We start from the raw sequence: 17,506 nt of genomic DNA on the forward strand, positions 1-17,506 counted from the left end.
GGGACTGTCCCGCGTCGTGGTACTGTTTGAACACAACGACGCGGGGTGGAGCAGCTCGGTAGCTCGCTGGGCTCATAACCCAGAGGTCGCAGGTTCAAATCCTGTCCCCGCTACTGAAGAAGACGAGGGCCCGGATCTCGAAAGAGATCCGGGCCCTCGTCGTGTGCCTGAGTGCCTATGCGTATGCGTATGCCTGTGCGTATGCCTGCGGGTTCGTGCGCCCGTACGAAGTGTGGTTCCGACGGGCGGAGTTGGTGTTGAGGCGTTTGGAGTGTCTCTCTGTGGGCATGTCGACAAAACGCTGAAGTGACCTCACTGGCTGCGGTATACCAGGTGTACGCGGGTTGCGGGTGGTGCGACGATGGGTTTTATGGGGGACAGGACAACTCTGTTGGAGACAGGGCGGTTTGTGCAGCGACATCAAGAGCACGCTGTGGACACCGTGGACACCGCCGAGGCCGAGTCGGAGGCGCGGCACCGGCGCGCTGCCGAGAGCGGCGACACCGAGTCCATGAGCGTGCTCGGCTCGCTGCTGCTGCGCCGCGGTGACCTCGACGGTGCCGAACCGCATCTGCGCGCCGCGACCGCCGACGGCGACCGCGCCGCGGCCAACAACCTCGGCGTCCTCCTCCACCAGCGCGGATATGCCGACGAGGCGGCCGGCTGGTGGCGCATCGCCGCTGTGGCCGGGTCCGCCGCCGCCGCGCACGCCCTCGGCAGGCACTACCGCGAGCGCGGCGACGAGCCCGCCGCCGAGTACTGGCTGCGCCAGTCCGCCGAGCAGGGCCATGCGCTGGGGGCGTACGCCCTCGCCGACCTGCTGGAACACCGCAGCGACGTGGGCGCCGAGCGCTGGCTGCGCGCCGCCGCCGAGCAGGGCCACCGCGAAGCGGCGTACCGCCTTGCCCGCACGCTGGACCGCCGCGCGGCCGCGGAGGCGCACGCGGGAGGGGGCGCGGCTGACTCCGGCGGGGATGCGGGCGGTGGCTCCGGCCGTACGGGCGCCCGCAGGGCCGGTACGGACACCGGTGTGGGACGGGGCAGGCTGGGCCCCGGCTACCTCGACTTCGGCACGGGCACCCGTCACGCAGCCGTCGGCTCGGGTACTGGTACCGGAACCGGCCCAGGCAGCAGCACCGGAACCCGGCATGCCGTCGCCGCCGAGCCGGATGCCGCCGTCGAGGCCGAGCAGTGGTACCGGCAGGCCGCAGCGCGCGGGCACCGGCGTGCCGCCCTGCACCTCGGCGCGATCCTCGAAGGGCGGGGCGAGCTCAAGGAGGCCGGGCGCTGGTACCTGACCTCCGCCAAGGACGGCGAGGCCCGGGCCGCGTGCGCGCTGGGCTTCCTGCTGCGTGACGCGGGCGACGAGGAGAGCGCCGCCGTCTGGTGGCTGCGTGCCGCCCAGGACGGCGACGGCAACGCGGCCAACGCGCTGGGCGCCCTGCATGCCGCCCGTGGCGAGCAGCAGACCGCCGAGCGCTGGTACCGGGCTGCCCTGGACGCCGGTGACGTGAACGGGGCGTACAACCTCGGGCTGCTCTGCGCGGCCCAGGGGCGTACCGCCCAGGCCGACCAGTGGTACCGTCGAGCCGCCTACGCGGGCCACCGTGAGGCCGCCAACGCGCTCGCCATTCTGTTGCTGCAGGGCGGCGATGCGGCCGGCGCCGAGCCCTGGTTCTCCAAGGCCGCCGAGGCCGGCAGCGTCGACGCCGCCTTCAACCTCGGCATCCTCCACGCTGGGCGCGACGACGACCGTACGGCCTTCGTCTGGTACGAGCGCGCGGCGGCCGCCGGGCACACGGAGGCCGCGCTCCAGGTCGGCATCGCCCTGCTCAGGGACGGTGAGGAGCAGGACGCCGAGCGCCATCTGCGCTGCGCCGCGGGGAGCGGCAACGCCGAGGCCGCCTTCCGCCTCGCCACGCTGCTCGACAGCAGGCAGCCGCCCGCGGGTCCGCCCGCGCTCGGTGAGGCGCTGACCGAGAAGAGCGAGTGCGAGGAGTGGTACGAGCGCGCTGCCGAGCAGGGCCACCGGCGCGCGCAGGTGCGGGTGGGCATGCTCGCTGCGGGCCGCGGTGACCTTGAGGGCGCCGCGCGCTGGTACCGCGAGGCCGCGGAGGCCGGCAGCCGTAACGGTGCGTTCAACCTCGGGCTGCTGCTGGCCCGTGAGGGCAGCGAGCCCGAGGCGGCTCTGTGGTGGTCCCGCGCGGCGCAGGCCGGCCACGGTCGGGCCGCGCTGCGTCTGGCGCTGCTTGCCGCGCGGCACGGTGAGCTGGACGAGGGGGAGCGGTGGTGTGCGCGGGCGGTGCAGCTGGGTCCGCCGGAGGTCGCGGAGCGGGCGGCGCGGTTGCGGGAGGCGCTGCATCAGGAGCTCACCGCGTAGTGCGGGGTGCCGGTGCCGGTGCCGGTGCCGGTGCGGATGTGGGCGCGGGCGCGGTGCGAGAAGGGATTTGCGCTGGTCGGGCGTGACAACGTACAGTCGGGTTTACCGACGCGGGGTGGAGCAGCTCGGTAGCTCGCTGGGCTCATAACCCAGAGGTCGCAGGTTCAAATCCTGTCCCCGCTACTGAAGAAGTAGACACTGAAGGCCCGGATCTCGATTGAGATCCGGGCCTTCAGTGTTTGCAGGGGTGGGGCCGGCCGTGCGGGCCGGTGGGCACACGCCTCTCAGGCGGAAGCGCAGTTTGGGCAGAGGCCTCGGTAGGTGACTTCTACGTCCGAGATCGTGAAGCCGAAGCGTTCCGTATCCGGGAGGTCCGCCAGCGGGTTGCCCGCCGGGTGTACGTCGCGGATGGCGCCGCACTGTGCGCACACCAGGTGCTGGTGCGGCTGGTGTGCGTTCGGGTCGTACCGCTTGGCGCGGCGGTCCGTGGACACTTCCAGCACCTCGCCGAGGGAAACCATCTCGCCCAGCGTGTTGTAGACCGTCGCGCGCGAGATCTCGGGCAGCTTGGCCACCGCCCGCGCATGCACCTCGTCGGCGGTCAGGTGGATGTGCTCCCCGTCGAGGACTTCAGCCACGACGCGCCGCTGAGCGGTCATACGCCAGCCGCGTCCGCGCAGTCGTTCCAACAGGTCACTCATGCCGCCCAGCCTAACAGTGGTGGGACCCAGGTCCCGAACAGGTGTGACTTTGGATGCTTGCTTGACTTAGACAAAGTCCATTGTAGGATCGACACCGGCATACGCCAAGGGACAGGACTTGTCAGGAATGACGCAGGAGGCGCACGTGACGCAGGGACCGCTCACCACGGAGGCCGGCGCGCCGGTCGCCGACAACCAGAACAGCGAGACCGCTGGCGTCGGCGGTCCCGTTCTGGTCCAGGACCAGGCACTGCTGGAGAAGCTCGCGCACTTCAACCGGGAGCGCATACCGGAGCGCATCGTGCACGCCCGCGGCGCCGGTGCGTACGGCACCTTCACGCTGACCCGTGACGTCTCGCAGTGGACGCGCGCCAAGTTCCTCTCCGAGGTCGGCAAGCAGACCGAGACCTTCCTCCGGTTCTCGACCGTCGCCGGCAACCTCGGTTCCGCCGACGCCGTCCGTGACCCGCGTGGCTTCGCGCTGAAGTTCTACACGGAAGAGGGGAACTACGACCTCGTAGGGAACAACACGCCCGTCTTCTTCATCAAGGACGCCATCAAGTTCCCCGACTTCATTCACACGCAGAAGCGCGACCCGTACACGGGCTCGCAGGAAGCCGACAACGTGTGGGACTTCTGGGGTCTGAGCCCCGAGTCGACCCACCAGGTCACCTGGCTCTTCGGTGACCGCGGTATCCCCGCCACGCTGCGCCACATGAACGGGTACGGCTCGCACACGTACCAGTGGAACAACGAGGCCGGCGAGGTCTTCTGGGTCAAGTACCACTTCAAGACCGACCAGGGCATCAAGAACCTCACCCAGGACGAGGCCAACAAGCTCGCCGGTGAGGACCCGGATTCGCACCAGCGCGACCTGCGCGAGGCCATCGAGCGCGGCGACTTCCCGTCCTGGACCGTGCAGGTGCAGATCATGCCGGCGGCCGAGGCGGCGGCGTACCGCTTCAACCCGTTCGACCTGACCAAGGTCTGGCCGCACGCGGACTACCCGCCGATCGAGATCGGCAAGCTGGAGCTCAACCGCAACCCGGAGAACATCTTCGCCGAGGTAGAGCAGTCGATCTTCAGCCCCGCGCACTTCGTGCCGGGCATCGGCCCGTCCCCGGACAAGATGCTTCAGGGTCGTCTCTTCGCGTACGGCGACGCCCACCGCTACCGCGTCGGCATCAATGCCGACCACCTGCCGGTGAACCGCCCGCACGCCACCGAGGCGCGCACCAACTCTCGTGACGGGTACCTGTACGACGGCCGCCACAAGGGCGCCAAGAACTACGAGCCCAACAGCTTCGGCGGTCCCTTCCAGACGGACAAGCCGCTGTGGCAGCCCATCCCGGTCACGGGCGGCACGGGCAACCACGAGGCCCCGAGCCACGCCGAGGACAACGACTTCGTCCAGGCGGGCAACCTGTACCGGATGATGTCCGAGGACGAGAAGGGCCGTCTGATCGAGAACCTCGCCGGGTTCATCTCCAAGGTGTCGCGCGACGACATCGCGGAGCGTGCGGTCAACAACTTCCGTCAGGCCGACGGTGACTTCGGCAAGCGGCTGGAAGCCGCGGTCCAGGCCCTGCGCGGCTAGTACGGACCGCTTGTCGTAGACAGAGGGCCGGATTCCCCCGGGGGAGTCCGGCCCTCTGTGTGCGTACGCGCCGGACTTGTGTACGCCGGACTGTGCGCGGGGCTCAGCCGGCCAGGGCGGTCGGGTGCCTGCGGGCCGGGGCCCAGCAGCGGATGATGTCCCGTACGGAGACGACGCCGACCGGGCCGTTTCCGTCCAGGACGACGAGATGGCGGAAGCCGCCGTGCGTCATGGCCTCCGCGGCCTCCTCCAGGGTCCAGGAGGGTGCGGCGAAGACGACGTCGGTGGTGGTGTGCATGCCTGCGGTCTCGTGGTCGGGATCCTGGCCCGTACCGACCGAGATGAGGATGTCGCGTTCGGTCAGGATGCCGAGCCCGCCGGCGTCGTGGTCGAGGACGACGGCGGCGCCGACGCGGCGCTCCGCCATCAGTCGGGCTGCCTGGCGGAGTGTGTGGGCGGGGCCGATGGTGAGGACCACCGTGCTCATGGCGTCACGGACGAGCATGGACAGAGCCACCTCCTTGGTGAACCGGCCCTGTGAGAACCAATTCACAAATTCACAAGTGGGGTCGCTCTCAGAGTGGCAGCCGCCAGGGACGCCATCAAGGGGGCGCGTGAGGCGTATTGCCGTGCGCGCCCCCACCGTCACGCGTCGATGTACGCCCCGCCTCACCCGCCGATGTAGCTCAGCAACTCCTCGTGGAGCAGGCCGTTGGAGGCCGCCGCGTTGCCGCCGTGCGGGCCTGTCACACCGTCGAGGCTGGTGAACACGCCGCCCGCCTCCTGGACGATGATCACGTTCGCGGCCATGTCCCACAGCGAGAGCTCCGGCTCCGCGCACATGTCCACCGACCCCTCGGCGACCATCATGTACGGCCAGAAATCGCCGTATCCGCGCGTCCGCCAGCAGTCGCGGGACAGGTCGAGGAAGCCGTCGAGGCGGCCTCGCTCCTCCCAGCCGGTGAGTGACGAGTACGCGAAGGACGCGTTCTCGATCTTGTCGACCTTGGAAACATGCAGTCGCGTCGCGGACGTGAGGCTGCGGCCGGTGTACGCGCCGCCGCCCTTCGCCGCCCACCAGCGGCGGCCCAGCGCGGGCGCGGACACGACGCCCATCACGGGCTGGAAGCCGTTCTCGCCCGCCTCCATGAGCGAGATCAGCGTCGCCCAGACCGGCACGCCGCGTACGTAATTCTTGGTGCCGTCGATCGGGTCGATCACCCAGCGCCGCGGGCCCGTGCCCTGAAGTCCGTATTCCTCGCCCAGTACGGCGTCGCGCGGCCTGCCGCGGTGCAGGTGGCTGCGGATCAGCTCTTCGGCGGCCTTGTCGGCCTCGGTCACCGGCGTCATGTCCGGTTTGGTCTCGACCTTCAGATCCAGAGCCTTGAAGCGCTCCATCGTCGTGGCGTCCGCGGCGTCCGCGAGGACATGGGCAAAGCGCAGATCATCGTGATAGTCGGGCATGACCGAACAGTATCGACCGGCTTCTGCGCAAACCACATGGTCTCGCCGTGCGGGCACTGCCCCCGACCCGCGGGCTCTTGACAGTGCCGGACCGCGAGTCAACTCTGACAGGCGGGGAGGCAACGCCATGCCCACAGCGCGAGAAGCCCTACTGGACGCCGCCTTCACCGCAGTCGCGGGCCGGCCGTGGTCCCGGGTGCGGATGGTCGACGTTGCCGCGGCAGCCCGGGTCTCCCGGCAGACCCTCTACAACGAATTCGGCAGCAAGGACGGCCTCGCCCGCGCCCTCGTGCGCCGCGAGGCCGACACGTATCTGGCGGGTGTCGAGCGGGCGCTGGTCGAGCGGGTGCCGGTGGACCGGATGCCGGCCGACCGCGCCGAAATGGTCCAGGACCGGCTCCTGGCCGTCGCGGAGTGGACCGTCGCCGCCGCCCGCGCCAATCCGCTCGTACGGGCCCTGCTCACCGGCTGCTGGAGCGAGCGGCTCCCCGCGCCCAGCCCGGCCAGGACCCACCTCGGCGGTGTCTCGATGTCCCCGGTCCCGGCTCAGCGCCGCGCCGACGCGGGGCATCCCGGGCCCGCCGAACTGGCCGCCGCGGTGCGGGACCGGGCGGTGGCCGTGCTGGAGCGGGGGTACGCCAAGGAAGAGGCCGGGGCGGTCGCGAACCGCTGCGAGCTGGCGGTGCGGCTCGCGCTCTCGTACGTCGTCGCGCCCGGTGGGTCTGCGGGAAACGGCGAATCCGGCGAGGACTTCAGGAGGCTGCTGCGGGCCGTGCTCGGCAACGGCCTCACTGGGACGAGCCGGAGAGCTGGAGACCGATGACGCCGACGATCACCAGCGAAATCGAGATGATCTTGAGCGTCGACACCACGTCACCGAGAAAGATCATTCCGTAGATCGCGGTGCCGGCCGCACCGATGCCCGTCCACACCGCGTACGCCGGCCCGACGTCGAGCTTCTTCAGCGAGAGGGTCAGTAGGCCGAAGCTGGCCAGGGCGAACGCGCAGAAGGCGACCGTGGGCCAGAGTCTGGTGAAACCGTGGGAGAGCTTGAGGCACACCGCGAAGCCGGTCTCGAACAGACCGGCCACCACCACGAGCAGCCACGGCATGGTCTTTCCTCCCGGGTCGGTGACTGCTTCGTCTCACTAAGTGCGATTATGCACTTACCAAGAGCGGGGAAGGGGTAAACGCGGCGCTCTCAGTCGCCTTCCCGCCGCTCCCTCGTGGCCAGCAGCCGCCGCAGTGAGTCGAGCCTGGCCGGATCGGCGTGACCGTCGGCCACCCACTGGTCCAGCGCGCACTCCGCCTCGTCGTGGCTGCAGCCGCGCGGACACTCCTCCGTCCCCGGCTCCAGGTCCGGGAAGGCATGGATGACGCGCGACGGGTCGATGTGGTTCAGGCCGAAGGACCGCACGCCAGGCGTGTCGATCACCCAGCCCTTGCCGCCCGAGAGCGGCAGCGCGAGCGCCGATGTGGTGGTGTGCCTGCCTCGGCCCGTGACCGCGTTGACCAGGCCGGTCGTACGCCGCCGCTCCTCCGGTACGAGCGTATTGACGAGGGTCGTCTTGCCGACGCCGGAGTGGCCGACGAAGGCCGTGACCCGGTCGTCGAGGTGCTCGCGCACCATGGCCGTCGCCGCCCCGCTCTCCAGCTCCTCGCGGCTGGTCACGAGGTACGGGACACCGAGCGGGCGGTACGCCTGGAGCAGCGGCTCCGGCGACGCCAGGTCCGACTTGGTCAGTACGAGGAGCGGTTCGAGCCCGGCGTCGTACGCCGCCACCAGACAGCGGTCGATCATGCGCGGGCGCGGCTCGGGATCGGCCAGCGCCGTGACGATGGCCAGCTGGTCGGCGTTGGCGACGACCACGCGCTCGAACGGGTCGTCGTCGTCGGCCGTGCGCCGCAGGACCGACTTGCGCTCCTCGATCCGGACGATGCGGGCGAGGGTGTCCTTGTCGCCGGAGAGATCGCCGACGATGCTGACGCGGTCGCCGACAACCGCGGCCTTGCGGCCCAGCTCGCGGGCCTTCATCGCCATGACCGTACGGCCGTCGACGAGGCAGGTGAGACGGCCCCGGTCGACGGTCAGGACGAAGCCTTCGACGGCGTCCTCGTGCTTGGGGCGGGTGTGGGTGCGAGGCCGGTTGCCCTTGCGGTTCGGGCGGACCCGGATGTCGTCCTCGTCGGGGTTCTTGCCGTATCGGCGCATCTCGTCAGCCCGTCAGTTTTCCGCGAGCCCGAGCATGCCGGTCCACATGCGTGGGAAGTCCGGGAGCGTCTTGGCGGTGGTCGCGACATTCTCGATCTGTACGCCCTTGACGGCGAGGCCGATGATCGCGCCTGCGGTCGCCATGCGGTGGTCGTGGTACGTGTGGAACACCCCGCCGTGCAGGGGGCGCGGCCTGATGCGCAGGCCGTCCTCGGTCTCGGTGACGTTGCCGCCGAGCTCGTTGATCTCCTTGGTGAGGGCGGCCAGCCGGTCGGTCTCGTGCAGCCGCAGGTGCGCGACGCCGCGCAGGACGGACTCGGAGTCGGCCAGCGCCGCGACGGCCGCGATGCCGGGGGTCAGCTCGCCGACGTCGCCGAGATCCACGTCGATGCCCCGGACACGTCCCATGCCGGTGAAGGTCAGGCCCTGCTCGGTCAGCTCGTACGAGCCACCCATCTCGGTGAAGATCTCGCGCAGCGCGTCGCCGGGCTGGGTGGTGTGCTCCGGCCAGTCCGGGATGGTGACGCGGCCGCCGGTGATCAGGGCGGCGGCGAGGAACGGCTGGGCGTTGGAGAGGTCGGGCTCGACGGTCAGGTCGCGGCCCAGTACGGCGCCGGGGGAGACCCGCCAGACGTTCGGCTCGCCGCCGGATTCCGGGGTGTCCACCTGTGCGCCGACGCTGCGCAGCATGTCGACGGTCATCCGGATGTGCGGGAGAGAGGGGAGGACGGCGCCGGTGTGGCGCACCTCCACGCCCTGGTTGAAGCGCGGGGCGGACAGCAGGAGCGCGCTCACGAATTGCGAGGACGAGGACGCGTCGATCTCCACAGGGCCGCCGTCCAGTGCGCCGCCGCCGTGCACGGTCAGAGGCAGCGAGCCGCGGCCGTCGTCGTCGATACGGGCGCCGAGCGTGCGCAGCGCCTCGATGACGGCACCCAGCGGGCGTTCGTACGAACGGGGGTCGCCGTCGAAGCGGACCGGACCGTCGGCGAGCGCCGCGACGGGGGGCAGGAAGCGCATCACCGTGCCGGCGTTGCCGACGTCGACCGTGGCGGGGCCGTGCAGCCCGGCCGGGATCACGCGCCAGGCCTCGCCTGAGCCGTCGGGGCTTCCCGTGACGGAAGAGCTGGACGACACCGTCTCCTCGATGCCGACGCCCAGCGCGCGCAGGGCCTCGGCCATCAGCAGGGTGTCGCGGGAGCGCAGGGGGTGGCGCAGCCAGCCGGGTTCGGCGGCGAGGGAGGCCAGGACGAGACCACGATTGGTGACCGATTTCGAGCCGGGCACGGTGACGGTCGCGTCGACGGCTGTGCTCGTGTGAGGGGCGGGCCAGAGGTCGGGGTGCACGGGGCTTTCGGTCATGGCTTTCACTTTAGTGGCATGTGGCGGACACAGATCTTGATCAAATGCGCCGAAACCGGGGCGTAACTCAAGGGTGCTAGATGTCCAGCAGCCAGCGGCCGCCGCCCAGCAGCGCACACACCGACACCGTATGGAAGAGGAACAGCCACATCGCGGCAGGCACGTGCGTGAGGCGTGACAGCTGGTCGGCGTCGGAATCGGGGGCTCCGCCGTGGCGGCGCTTGGACTGGAGCTCGAAGGCGGGTCGTACGCCGCCGATGAGCATGAACCAGACAGCGGCGTACGCGAAAGCGGCCTGGACCTCCGGTGAGGTCAGCCAGGAGATCAGCAGGAAGGCCGCACCCGTGAGGATCACGGTGAGCGCCCCGTACGCGTTGCGGATCATCACCAGCATGGCGATGAGCAGGGCGGTGGCGATCCAGAGGAAGAGCGTGATGTGGTTCGCGGCGAGCAGCCAGGCGCCGCCGAGGCCGAGGAGCGGCGGGGCGGTGTAACCGGCGGCGGCCGTGAGGATCATGCCGATGCCGGTCGGCTTGCCGCGGCTGACGGTGAGGCCGCTCGTGTCGGAGTGGAGGCGGATGCCGTCCAGGCTGCGGCCGGTGAGGAGAGCGATCAGGCCGTGGCCGCCCTCGTGGGCGATGGTGATGGCGTTGCGCGACAGGCGCCAGACGACGCGCGGGACGACGACGGCGAGGGCGACGGCGGCCGTGGCTATCACGAGCCATTGATCGGGGTCGGGCTGCGCGCCGAAGACGCGGTCCCACAGGGCGCCGAGATGGGTGCTGTCCATTGTTCGGGCGGCTCCTTGAGGTCTGGGCAGTCGTGGCAGTGTGGCACTTATGTGCGGACGGTATTCAGCGAGCCGGAGGCCCGAGGACCTCGTCGGGCTCTTCGATGTGCAGAAGTGGGAGCCGAAGGAGGCGCTCGCGCCGGACTGGAATGTGGCTCCCACCAAGGAAGTCCACGTGGTCCTGGAGCGTCCTCTCAAAGACGCAGCCGATCGGCGTCCGGTTCGGCAGCTGAGGAAGATGAAGTGGGGGCTCGTGCCGTCGTGGGCGAAGTCACCCGAGGGCGCGGCTCGGATGATCAACGCGAGGGCCGAGTCGGTGCACGAGAAGCCGTCGTTCAAGCAGCCGTTCGTTTCGCGGCGCTGTCTCGTCCCGGCCGACGGCTACTACGAGTGGGTCACCGGCGCGGACGAGCGTCAGCTGGAGGTGGAGGGGAAGAAGAAGCGGGCCCGGAAGCAGCCGTACTTCGTGACCCCGGCGGACGGGTCGGTCATGGCGATGGCCGGTCTCTACGACTTCTGGCGCGATCCGACCCTGCCGGGTGACCATCCGCAGGCGTGGTGGGTGACGTGCTCGGTGATCACCACCGAGGCGGAGAAGTCACCGCTGGCGGTGGCACCGGCCGAGGGCCCCGGGTCGCTGGCCGACATCCACCCCCGGATGCCGCTGATGGTGACGCCGGACCGGTGGGATGCGTGGCTGAATCCGGCCCGTACGGACATCGAGGACGTACGGACACTGCTGGCGCCGCCGCCTGGCGGGCTGATGCGGGCCTATCCCGTGAGCACGGCGGTGAGCAACGTCAAGAACAACGGCCCGGAGCTGCTGGAGGAGCTGGCGGCGCCGGAGGTGGGGACGCTGTTCTGAGGCGGGGCGCGCGGTGCGTGTGCGCTGACGCGGGGTGCGGTGCCTGTCGCGGGCGCGTGGGTGGGTCGACCCCGCGCCGTACGCGCGGAAAGGCAGGATGGGGGCGTGACGCAGAGCGAGATCGTTGAGACGGGTGTCGGTGAGGCGCGGATCACCTGGGCCGAGGCCAGGAAGCCGCGCATAGTGCTGGCCGTGAGTCATGGCGCCGCGGGCGGCATCGGGGCCCGGGACCTGCAGGGGCTCGCTGCCGCCCTGCCGCCGCGCGGGGTCACCGTCGCTCTGGTGGAGCAGCCCTGGCGCGTGGCCGGGAAGAAGCTCGCGCCCGCCCCCAAGACCCTGGACGCCGGGTGGCGCGACCTGTGGCCCGCGCTGGCCAAGGCCGGGCTGCCGGTGGTGGCCGGCGGGCGCAGTGCGGGGGCGCGGGTGGCGTGCCGTACGGCGGTCGAACTGGGGGCCTGTGCCGTGCTGGCGCTGAGCTTTCCGCTGCACCCTCCCGGCAGGCCCGAGAAGTCCCGGGCGGACGAGCTGCTCGGGGCGGGCGTACCCACCCTGGTCGTACAGGGCGGAAACGATCCGTTCGGGAAGCCCGCCGAGTTCCCCGAGGGCGATTACGAGCTCCTGGAGGTGCCGTACGCCGATCATGGTTTCGCCGTGCCGAAGAAGGCCGGGTCGACGGAGGAACAGGTCCTCGAAGTGATCACGAGCGGCGTCGCGACCTGGATCGACGGCCTGCGGGAATGCTGAGCACGACACCTCTGTTGTTCGGTGCGACGACATACGCAGCACGTACGTGGAGAGGGAGTCCGTCGCATGGGTTCGACCATCTGCCCGAGCCGCTCGAACACCGCTGACCTGGAGTGGACGGTGCTCAGTGCGGCCAAAACCGCCCCTCGTCGGGCGGCGGCCGGGTCGGATCGTCGTCTATCCTCCGATTCGAGCGGGTCCGCATTCGGTCCTGCCAAGGCGTTGGAGGAGGTGGGTCCGGTCACTGGGACCGACAGGGGGACCGACGACGGCCAGGCGGAGGAGAACACGCCGGAGACCACCGCCGAGCGCAACGCGCGCTTCGAGCGTGACGCTCTTGGTTTCCTCGACCAGATGTACTCCGCCGCATTGCGTATGACACGTAATCCGGCCGACGCGGAGGACCTGGTGCAGGAGACGTATGCCAAGGCGTACGGGTCCTTCCACCAGTTCCGCGAGGGTACGAATCTGAAGGCATGGCTTTACCGCATTCTGACGAACACCTTTATCAACACGTACCGGAAGAAGCAGCGCGAACCTCAGCGCAGCGCCGCCGAGGAGATCGAGGACTGGCAGCTCGCACGCGCCGAGTCGCACATGTCGACGGGCCTGCGCTCCGCCGAGACGCAGGCGCTCGACCACCTGCCCGACTCGGACGTAAAGTCCGCGCTGCAGGCGATCCCCGAGGAGTTCCGCATAGCGGTCTATCTCGCGGATGTGGAGGGCTTTGCGTACAAGGAGATCGCGGACATCATGGGTACACCCATCGGCACGGTGATGTCCCGGCTGCACCGGGGCCGTCGTCAACTGCGCGGCATGCTTGAGGACTACGCGCGTGACCGCGGGCTGGTACCGGCGGGAGCCGGGGAGTCGAACGACGGGAAAGGTTCGGACTCATGAGCTGCGGAGAGCCGCACGAGACTGACTGCTCAGAGGTCCTGGATCATCTCTACGAGTTCCTCGACCACGAGATGCCCGACAGCGACTGCAACAAGTTCGAGGTGCACTTCGAGGAGTGCTCCCCCTGCTTGGAGAAGTACGGCCTCGAACAGGCCGTGAAGAAGCTGGTGAAGCGCTGTTGCGGCAGTGACGACGTACCGGCGGACCTGCGGGCCAAGGTCATGGGGCGCATCGACCTGATCCGCTCCGGTCAGGCCGTGCCCGACCAGGATGTGACGGCTGTGACAGAGGAGGCCTAGGGCTTGTCCTAGCCTCCGCGCGCAGCGCGTCTGTGCAGTGCGTCTGCGTACGCCGGGACGAAAGCGGCCGATTATCACTCGAACGTGCTAATCGGCCCCTTCGTTCTGTTCCCACCCGTTCAACTCGCTAGCGTGGCGCACGAATTGGCGCGGGCGAACGGTAACGGACGCGGGAGCGAACCTGGTGAGAGCTCTGACGGGTGCGGCGCGGGCGTACATCCTCTGTGCGCTGCTCGCGGCCGCCTGCTGTGTCCTCCCCGCCTTCCACCCCGCCGCCCGCACCCCGTGGGGCCCCGTCACGCTGCTCGCCGTGGTGTACGCCGCCTGCGAGCTGCTCGGCCGTCGGCCCTTCCTCGTCAGCGCCGTACGGGTCGGGGCGGGGTCCTTCTTCCCGGTGCTGCTCGCCGCCGCGCTGCTCCTGCCGCCGTCGGCCGCCGCGCTCGTCGCCGTACCGGGGGCGCTCGTCGGCCATGTCGAGCGGCGCCCTCGCGCGGTACGGCGGGCCTGGCGCGCGGCGCAGCTCGCGCTCGCCGCCTGGGCCGCGGCGCACGTCTGCACGGCCCTCGACGGCCGGGCCCCGCTCGGCGGCGGGGGAGCGGGTGCAGGGGCGGGCGCAGGGACCTCGGCGGCGCACGCGGCGGTGCCCGACTTTCCGTACGTCATGGTGCCCGCCGGCGCCGCCGTACTCGCCTTCTGCCTGGTCCTGTGCGCCCTCGACGGCGGCATTCTCGCCACCGCCGAACGGCTGCCCGTCCGCAGCGCCTGGCGAGGGCTGCTGCTGCGGTCCCTCGCTCCGCACTGCGTGCAGGGTCTGGCCGGGCTGATGATGGCCGTCCTGTGGCGGAGTCCGTACGGCCCCCTCGCCGCGCTCTTCGTCCTCCTCCCGATGTACATCTCCTGCTGGATCTTCGCGCAGTACCACCGCGAGCGCGCCGCCCATCAGGCCACCATCCGCGCCCTCGTACAGGCCGTCGACATCAAGGACCGGTACACCCGCGGGCACAGCGAACGCGTCGGCCGGGCCTCCGTGATGATCGCGCGAGAGCTGGGCATGGACGAGGACCGCATCGAGGTCCTGCGCTTCGCCGGAATCCTGCACGACGTCGGCAAACTCGGCGTCCCCACACGGCTGTTGCGCAAGGACGGCCCGCTGACACCAGAGGAGCGCCGCGTCATCGAGCTGCATCCCGAGTACGGGCACGAAATGGTCCGCGGCATCGGCTTCCTCGGCGAGGCGCGGTCCGCGATCCTGCACCACCACGAGCGGCTCGACGGCAGTGGGTATCCGTACGGTCTGGCGGGCACCCAGATCCCGGAGTTCGCGCGGGTCGTCGCCGTCGCCGACGCGTTCGACGCGATGACGTCGAACCGCTCGTACCAGCGGGCCAGGCCGGTCGGTACGGCGGTGGAGGAGCTGGACCGGTGCGCGGGGACGCAGTTCGACCCGGTCATGGTGGCGGCACTGATCCGGGCCCTGGACCGGCACGGCTGGCACCAGCCGGTGACCGCGGACGAACAGACCCCGCCGCCCGCACGAGTCGCCGCAGATACCCAAAGCGCGTCCAGAGGAAACGTCCCGCCCGGTCACGCCCCCCATGCGCCCCCCGCGCGCACCCCCCATGCGCCCCCCGCCCCGGGTCCTGGCCCCGCCGCCGGTCCCGGCCCCGCCGGTCCCGGCCCCGCCGGTCCCGGCCCCGCCGGTCCTGGCCCCGATCCCGGTCCTGGCCCCGCTCCCGACTCCGCCCTTGCTCCCGACTCCGCTCTCGCTCCTGACTCCGGACGGTCCGCATGAGTGCCGTCCCGTGGGGCCTCAGCGGGCATGTACCGAGGCGCAGGAGGGCGCAGCCGCCGTCGGCTCTTGCGCTCGTGTACTGCGCCGCCGCAGCGCTCACCGCCTACGCCCTCGGCAGCACCCTCTGGTACGGGCTGGCCGAGCCCGGTGTCGCCCTCGCTTTCGGGGTTCTCATCACCGTCGGCGAGCTCGCCCGCTGGGGCGCCCGGGGACCCGAGCGGGAGCCCACGCCGCTCGGCTCCGCCGGCGCCCTCGCCTACGCCCTGCTCGGGCAGAACGCCGCGCAGCCCACCACCCACGGCGTGCTCCAGGTCGTCGCCGTGGTCGTGACCGCCGCCCTCGTCGGGGCGGTGCCGCACATCGCGCGCGGGCACGGGCCCGACGTCGGCCAGGTCGCCCGCCGCGTCCTCACCGTCGCCTTCGCGGCCGTCTGTTTCCAGCCGCTGTACAACTCCGGGATGTTGCGGGAGTGGCTCGGTCACGGCCCGTACTACGCGATCTGCCTGCTCTTCCTCCTCGCCCTCACCGCCCTGTGCGACGCCGTGATCGCCGCCGCCATGGCACGTGCCCGCACCCGCTATCCGTACGGCCCGCTGCTCAGGGACGAGCTGCGGGCCCTGCTCGGGATCGGCTCCGCCGTCTGCGCCACGGGGGCCGTCATGGCGCTCGGCGTCGCCGTCGCCGGACTGTGGGCGCTGCCAGTCTTCTGCGTGCCGCTGCTGCTCACCCAGATGGCGTTCCGGCGGTTCGCGGCCGTCCGTACGACGTACCGCCAGACCATCACCTCCCTGGCCCGCGCCACCGAGATCGCCGGTTACACCCCGCCGGGCCACGCACGCCGCGTCGCCCTCCTCAGCGGCGCCGTCGGCCGCGAGCTCGGCCTCTCGGAGCCCGACCTCACGGTCCTGGAGTACGCCGCCCTGATGCACGACATCGGACAGCTCTCCCTCCTCGACCCTGTCCCCGCAGGGGCCACCGCCTCCCTGCCGCCCGCGGAACAGCGCCGCATCGCCCTGCTCGGCGGAGCCGTCGTACGTCAGACCGGGGTGCCCGCCGAGGTCGCCGTGGTCGTGGAGCGGCAGGCCGACCCGTACCGGGAGCAGCCGCTGCCCGCCCGAATCGTCCGCGCCGTCAACGCATACGACGATCTCTCGGGGGAAAGCGGCGGGGGACTGGGCGGACCGCTCAGCGCCCTGGAACAGCTCCGCCTGGGCACGGGAAACGACTATCAGCCCGAGGTCGTGGAATCCCTGGCGCGCGTCCTGTCGCGAGGCGGTCTGACCCCGTCCCCACCTGGGTAACCCATGGGTAATGAGCGCCCCTGTGACCGGGCATGGTTGGATGCAAAGAAGAGGAGAAAGTCGAAGTAGAAGGTGCCCGGGGGTACTGGCCCTTCAGCGACCGGCAGGCGGGAATCGTGAGGATCTTCGGGAAGGTACGGCATCGGCCCTCCGCCTCGTGGCGGCAGGCCACCGACCGCGCGTTCACGCTGATCGGTGACGGTCGGTACGAGGACGCGGGGGCGCTGCTGACGCGCGCGGCGGATCTCGAACCCTGGTTGTCCGAGTCCTGGTTCAACCTCGCGCTGCTGCACAAGTTCCGGCACGACTGGGAACAGGCACGGTCGGCGGGACTGCGAGCCGTCGCGCTCCTGGACCGGGAGACCGGCGCTCCGGACTGGTGGAACGTCGGCATCGCGGCCACCGCCCTCCAGGACTGGCCGCTCGCGCGCCGCGCCTGGCAGGCGTACGGCCTCAAGGTGCCCGGTGAGCCCACCGAGAGCGGCGAGCCCGTCGGCATGGAGCTCGGCAGCGCCGCCGTCCGCCTGTCGCCCGAGGGCGAGGCCGAAGTGGTGTGGGGCCGCAGACTCGACCCGGCCCGTATCGAGGTGCTGTCGATTCCGCTGCCCTCGTCTGGGCGGCGCTGGGGCGAGGTCGTCCTGCACGACGGCGTACCGCACGGCGAGCGCGTCACGGCCGCGGGGCCCTCGTTCCCCGTCTTCGACGAGATCGAGCTCTGGGCTCCCTCGCCCGTGCCCACCTGGGTGGTGCTCCTGGAGGCGGCGACCGAGGCCGACAGGGACGCCCTGGAGCGGCTGGCCGCCGACGCGGGATTCGCCGCCGAGGACTGGTCGTCGTCCGTACGGCTGCTCTGCCGCGCCTGCTCCGAGTCGCAGATGCCCAGCGACGAGGGCGACGGCGAGCACCTGGACCCGCACGACCACAGTGAACCGGGACACCCGGGGCCGCTCGGCCACCGCACGGCCGGCGAGCTGTGGGTGCCGGAGCGCGAGTGCGGCATAGCGGCACCGGCCGGTCTCGTCCGGGGTCTGCTGGACGGCTGGGTCGCCGACAGTCCGGACAGCCGCGAGTGGCGGGACCTCGAAGAAGTCTGCTGAGG

17 protein-coding genes and 2 tRNA genes are annotated in these 17,506 nt (G+C 70.8%); 12 read left to right on the top strand and 7 right to left on the bottom strand.

Annotation, left to right across the window (positions count from 1 at the left end; translation table 11 throughout):
* Positions 1-39: 39 nt before the first annotated feature.
* From PXH83_RS20610 to PXH83_RS20620, 3 genes are all read left to right on the top strand, one after another.
* Positions 40-113: transfer RNA gene (locus tag PXH83_RS20610), tRNA-Met, on the top strand.
* Between the two features lie 248 nt (positions 114-361).
* Positions 362-2,380, top strand: a complete 2,019-nt coding sequence (locus tag PXH83_RS20615; RefSeq protein WP_274561873.1) for a tetratricopeptide repeat protein — start codon at positions 362-364, stop codon at positions 2,378-2,380.
* A 109-nt stretch (positions 2,381-2,489) separates the two neighbouring features.
* A tRNA-Met gene (locus PXH83_RS20620) sits at positions 2,490-2,563 on the top strand.
* Positions 2,564-2,664: 101 nt separating this feature from the next.
* Here PXH83_RS20620 and PXH83_RS20625 read toward each other — a convergent pair.
* Positions 2,665-3,081, bottom strand: coding sequence for a Fur family transcriptional regulator (locus PXH83_RS20625; RefSeq protein ID WP_214920309.1), 417 nt, complete (start codon positions 3,079-3,081; stop codon positions 2,665-2,667).
* Between the two features lie 127 nt (positions 3,082-3,208).
* Between PXH83_RS20625 and PXH83_RS20630 the strand changes: the two genes are divergently transcribed.
* Positions 3,209-4,678, top strand: coding sequence for a catalase (locus PXH83_RS20630; RefSeq protein WP_274561874.1), 1,470 nt, complete (start codon positions 3,209-3,211; stop codon positions 4,676-4,678).
* Between the two features lie 103 nt (positions 4,679-4,781).
* Here the strand turns inward: PXH83_RS20630 and PXH83_RS20635 are convergent, their stop codons facing one another.
* Together PXH83_RS20635 and hisN are read right to left on the bottom strand one after the other, a co-directional pair.
* The gene (locus PXH83_RS20635) at positions 4,782-5,183 is read right to left on the bottom strand and encodes a CBS domain-containing protein (protein WP_274561875.1); all 402 of its coding nucleotides are present in this window, start codon (positions 5,181-5,183) and stop codon (positions 4,782-4,784) included.
* Between the two features lie 164 nt (positions 5,184-5,347).
* On the bottom strand, positions 5,348-6,142 hold the full coding sequence (gene hisN / locus PXH83_RS20640) for a histidinol-phosphatase (RefSeq protein WP_274561876.1): 795 nt from the start codon (positions 6,140-6,142) through the stop codon (positions 5,348-5,350).
* A gap of 127 nt (positions 6,143-6,269) precedes the next feature.
* Here hisN and PXH83_RS20645 point away from each other — a divergent pair, with 127 nt between their 5' ends.
* A complete protein-coding gene (locus PXH83_RS20645) occupies positions 6,270-6,965 on the top strand; it encodes a TetR/AcrR family transcriptional regulator (protein WP_274561877.1) in 696 nt (231 codons plus the stop codon).
* Here the strand turns inward: PXH83_RS20645 and PXH83_RS20650 are convergent.
* From PXH83_RS20650 to PXH83_RS20665, 4 genes are all read right to left on the bottom strand, one after another.
* Complete coding sequence (locus tag PXH83_RS20650; protein ID WP_274561878.1) at positions 6,931-7,254, bottom strand: DMT family transporter; 324 nt, start codon at positions 7,252-7,254, stop codon at positions 6,931-6,933. The genes PXH83_RS20645 and PXH83_RS20650 overlap by 35 nt on opposite strands.
* 89 nt (positions 7,255-7,343) lie before the next feature.
* Positions 7,344-8,354 carry a ribosome small subunit-dependent GTPase A gene (gene rsgA, locus PXH83_RS20655; RefSeq protein ID WP_274561879.1) on the bottom strand — a complete coding sequence of 337 codons (1,011 nt, stop codon included), beginning with the start codon at positions 8,352-8,354 and terminating at the stop codon, positions 7,344-7,346.
* 12 nt (positions 8,355-8,366) lie between these two features.
* Positions 8,367-9,716: a 3-phosphoshikimate 1-carboxyvinyltransferase gene (aroA, locus tag PXH83_RS20660; protein WP_274561880.1), complete on the bottom strand. Its 1,350-nt coding sequence runs from the start codon at positions 9,714-9,716 to the stop codon at positions 8,367-8,369.
* 76 nt (positions 9,717-9,792) lie between these two features.
* Positions 9,793-10,506: a M50 family metallopeptidase gene (locus PXH83_RS20665; RefSeq protein ID WP_274561881.1), complete on the bottom strand. Its 714-nt coding sequence runs from the start codon at positions 10,504-10,506 to the stop codon at positions 9,793-9,795.
* A gap of 49 nt (positions 10,507-10,555) precedes the next feature.
* On the opposite strand from PXH83_RS20665, the gene PXH83_RS20670 reads away from it, so the two are divergent.
* The 7 genes from PXH83_RS20670 (at position 10,556) to PXH83_RS20700 (ending at position 17,504) form a co-directional block, all read left to right on the top strand.
* Positions 10,556-11,371, top strand: coding sequence for an SOS response-associated peptidase (locus tag PXH83_RS20670; protein ID WP_274561882.1), 816 nt, complete (start codon positions 10,556-10,558; stop codon positions 11,369-11,371).
* Between the two features lie 105 nt (positions 11,372-11,476).
* Entirely contained in the window at positions 11,477-12,115 is a 639-nt protein-coding gene (locus PXH83_RS20675) for an alpha/beta hydrolase family protein (RefSeq protein WP_274561883.1), read from the top strand.
* A 231-nt stretch (positions 12,116-12,346) separates the two neighbouring features.
* On the top strand, positions 12,347-13,015 hold the full coding sequence (locus PXH83_RS20680; protein ID WP_274562922.1) for a sigma-70 family RNA polymerase sigma factor: 669 nt from the start codon (positions 12,347-12,349) through the stop codon (positions 13,013-13,015).
* Entirely contained in the window at positions 13,012-13,314 is a 303-nt protein-coding gene (gene rsrA, locus PXH83_RS20685; RefSeq protein ID WP_274561884.1) for a mycothiol system anti-sigma-R factor, read from the top strand. Before PXH83_RS20680 ends, rsrA begins: the two co-directional genes overlap by 4 nt.
* Positions 13,315-13,498: 184 nt before the next feature.
* Positions 13,499-15,106: an HD-GYP domain-containing protein gene (locus PXH83_RS20690; protein ID WP_274561886.1), complete on the top strand. Its 1,608-nt coding sequence runs from the start codon at positions 13,499-13,501 to the stop codon at positions 15,104-15,106.
* Entirely contained in the window at positions 15,103-16,407 is a 1,305-nt protein-coding gene (locus PXH83_RS20695; RefSeq protein WP_274561888.1) for an HD-GYP domain-containing protein, read from the top strand. The genes PXH83_RS20690 and PXH83_RS20695 overlap by 4 nt, the downstream gene beginning before the upstream one ends.
* 116 nt (positions 16,408-16,523) lie before the next feature.
* Positions 16,524-17,504, top strand: a complete 981-nt coding sequence (locus PXH83_RS20700) for a tetratricopeptide repeat protein (protein ID WP_214920324.1) — start codon at positions 16,524-16,526, stop codon at positions 17,502-17,504.
* Positions 17,505-17,506: the final 2 nt, after the last annotated feature.

It is taken from the genome of Streptomyces spiramyceticus, from assembly GCF_028807635.1.
GTDB lineage: Bacteria > Actinomycetota > Actinomycetes > Streptomycetales > Streptomycetaceae > Streptomyces > Streptomyces spiramyceticus.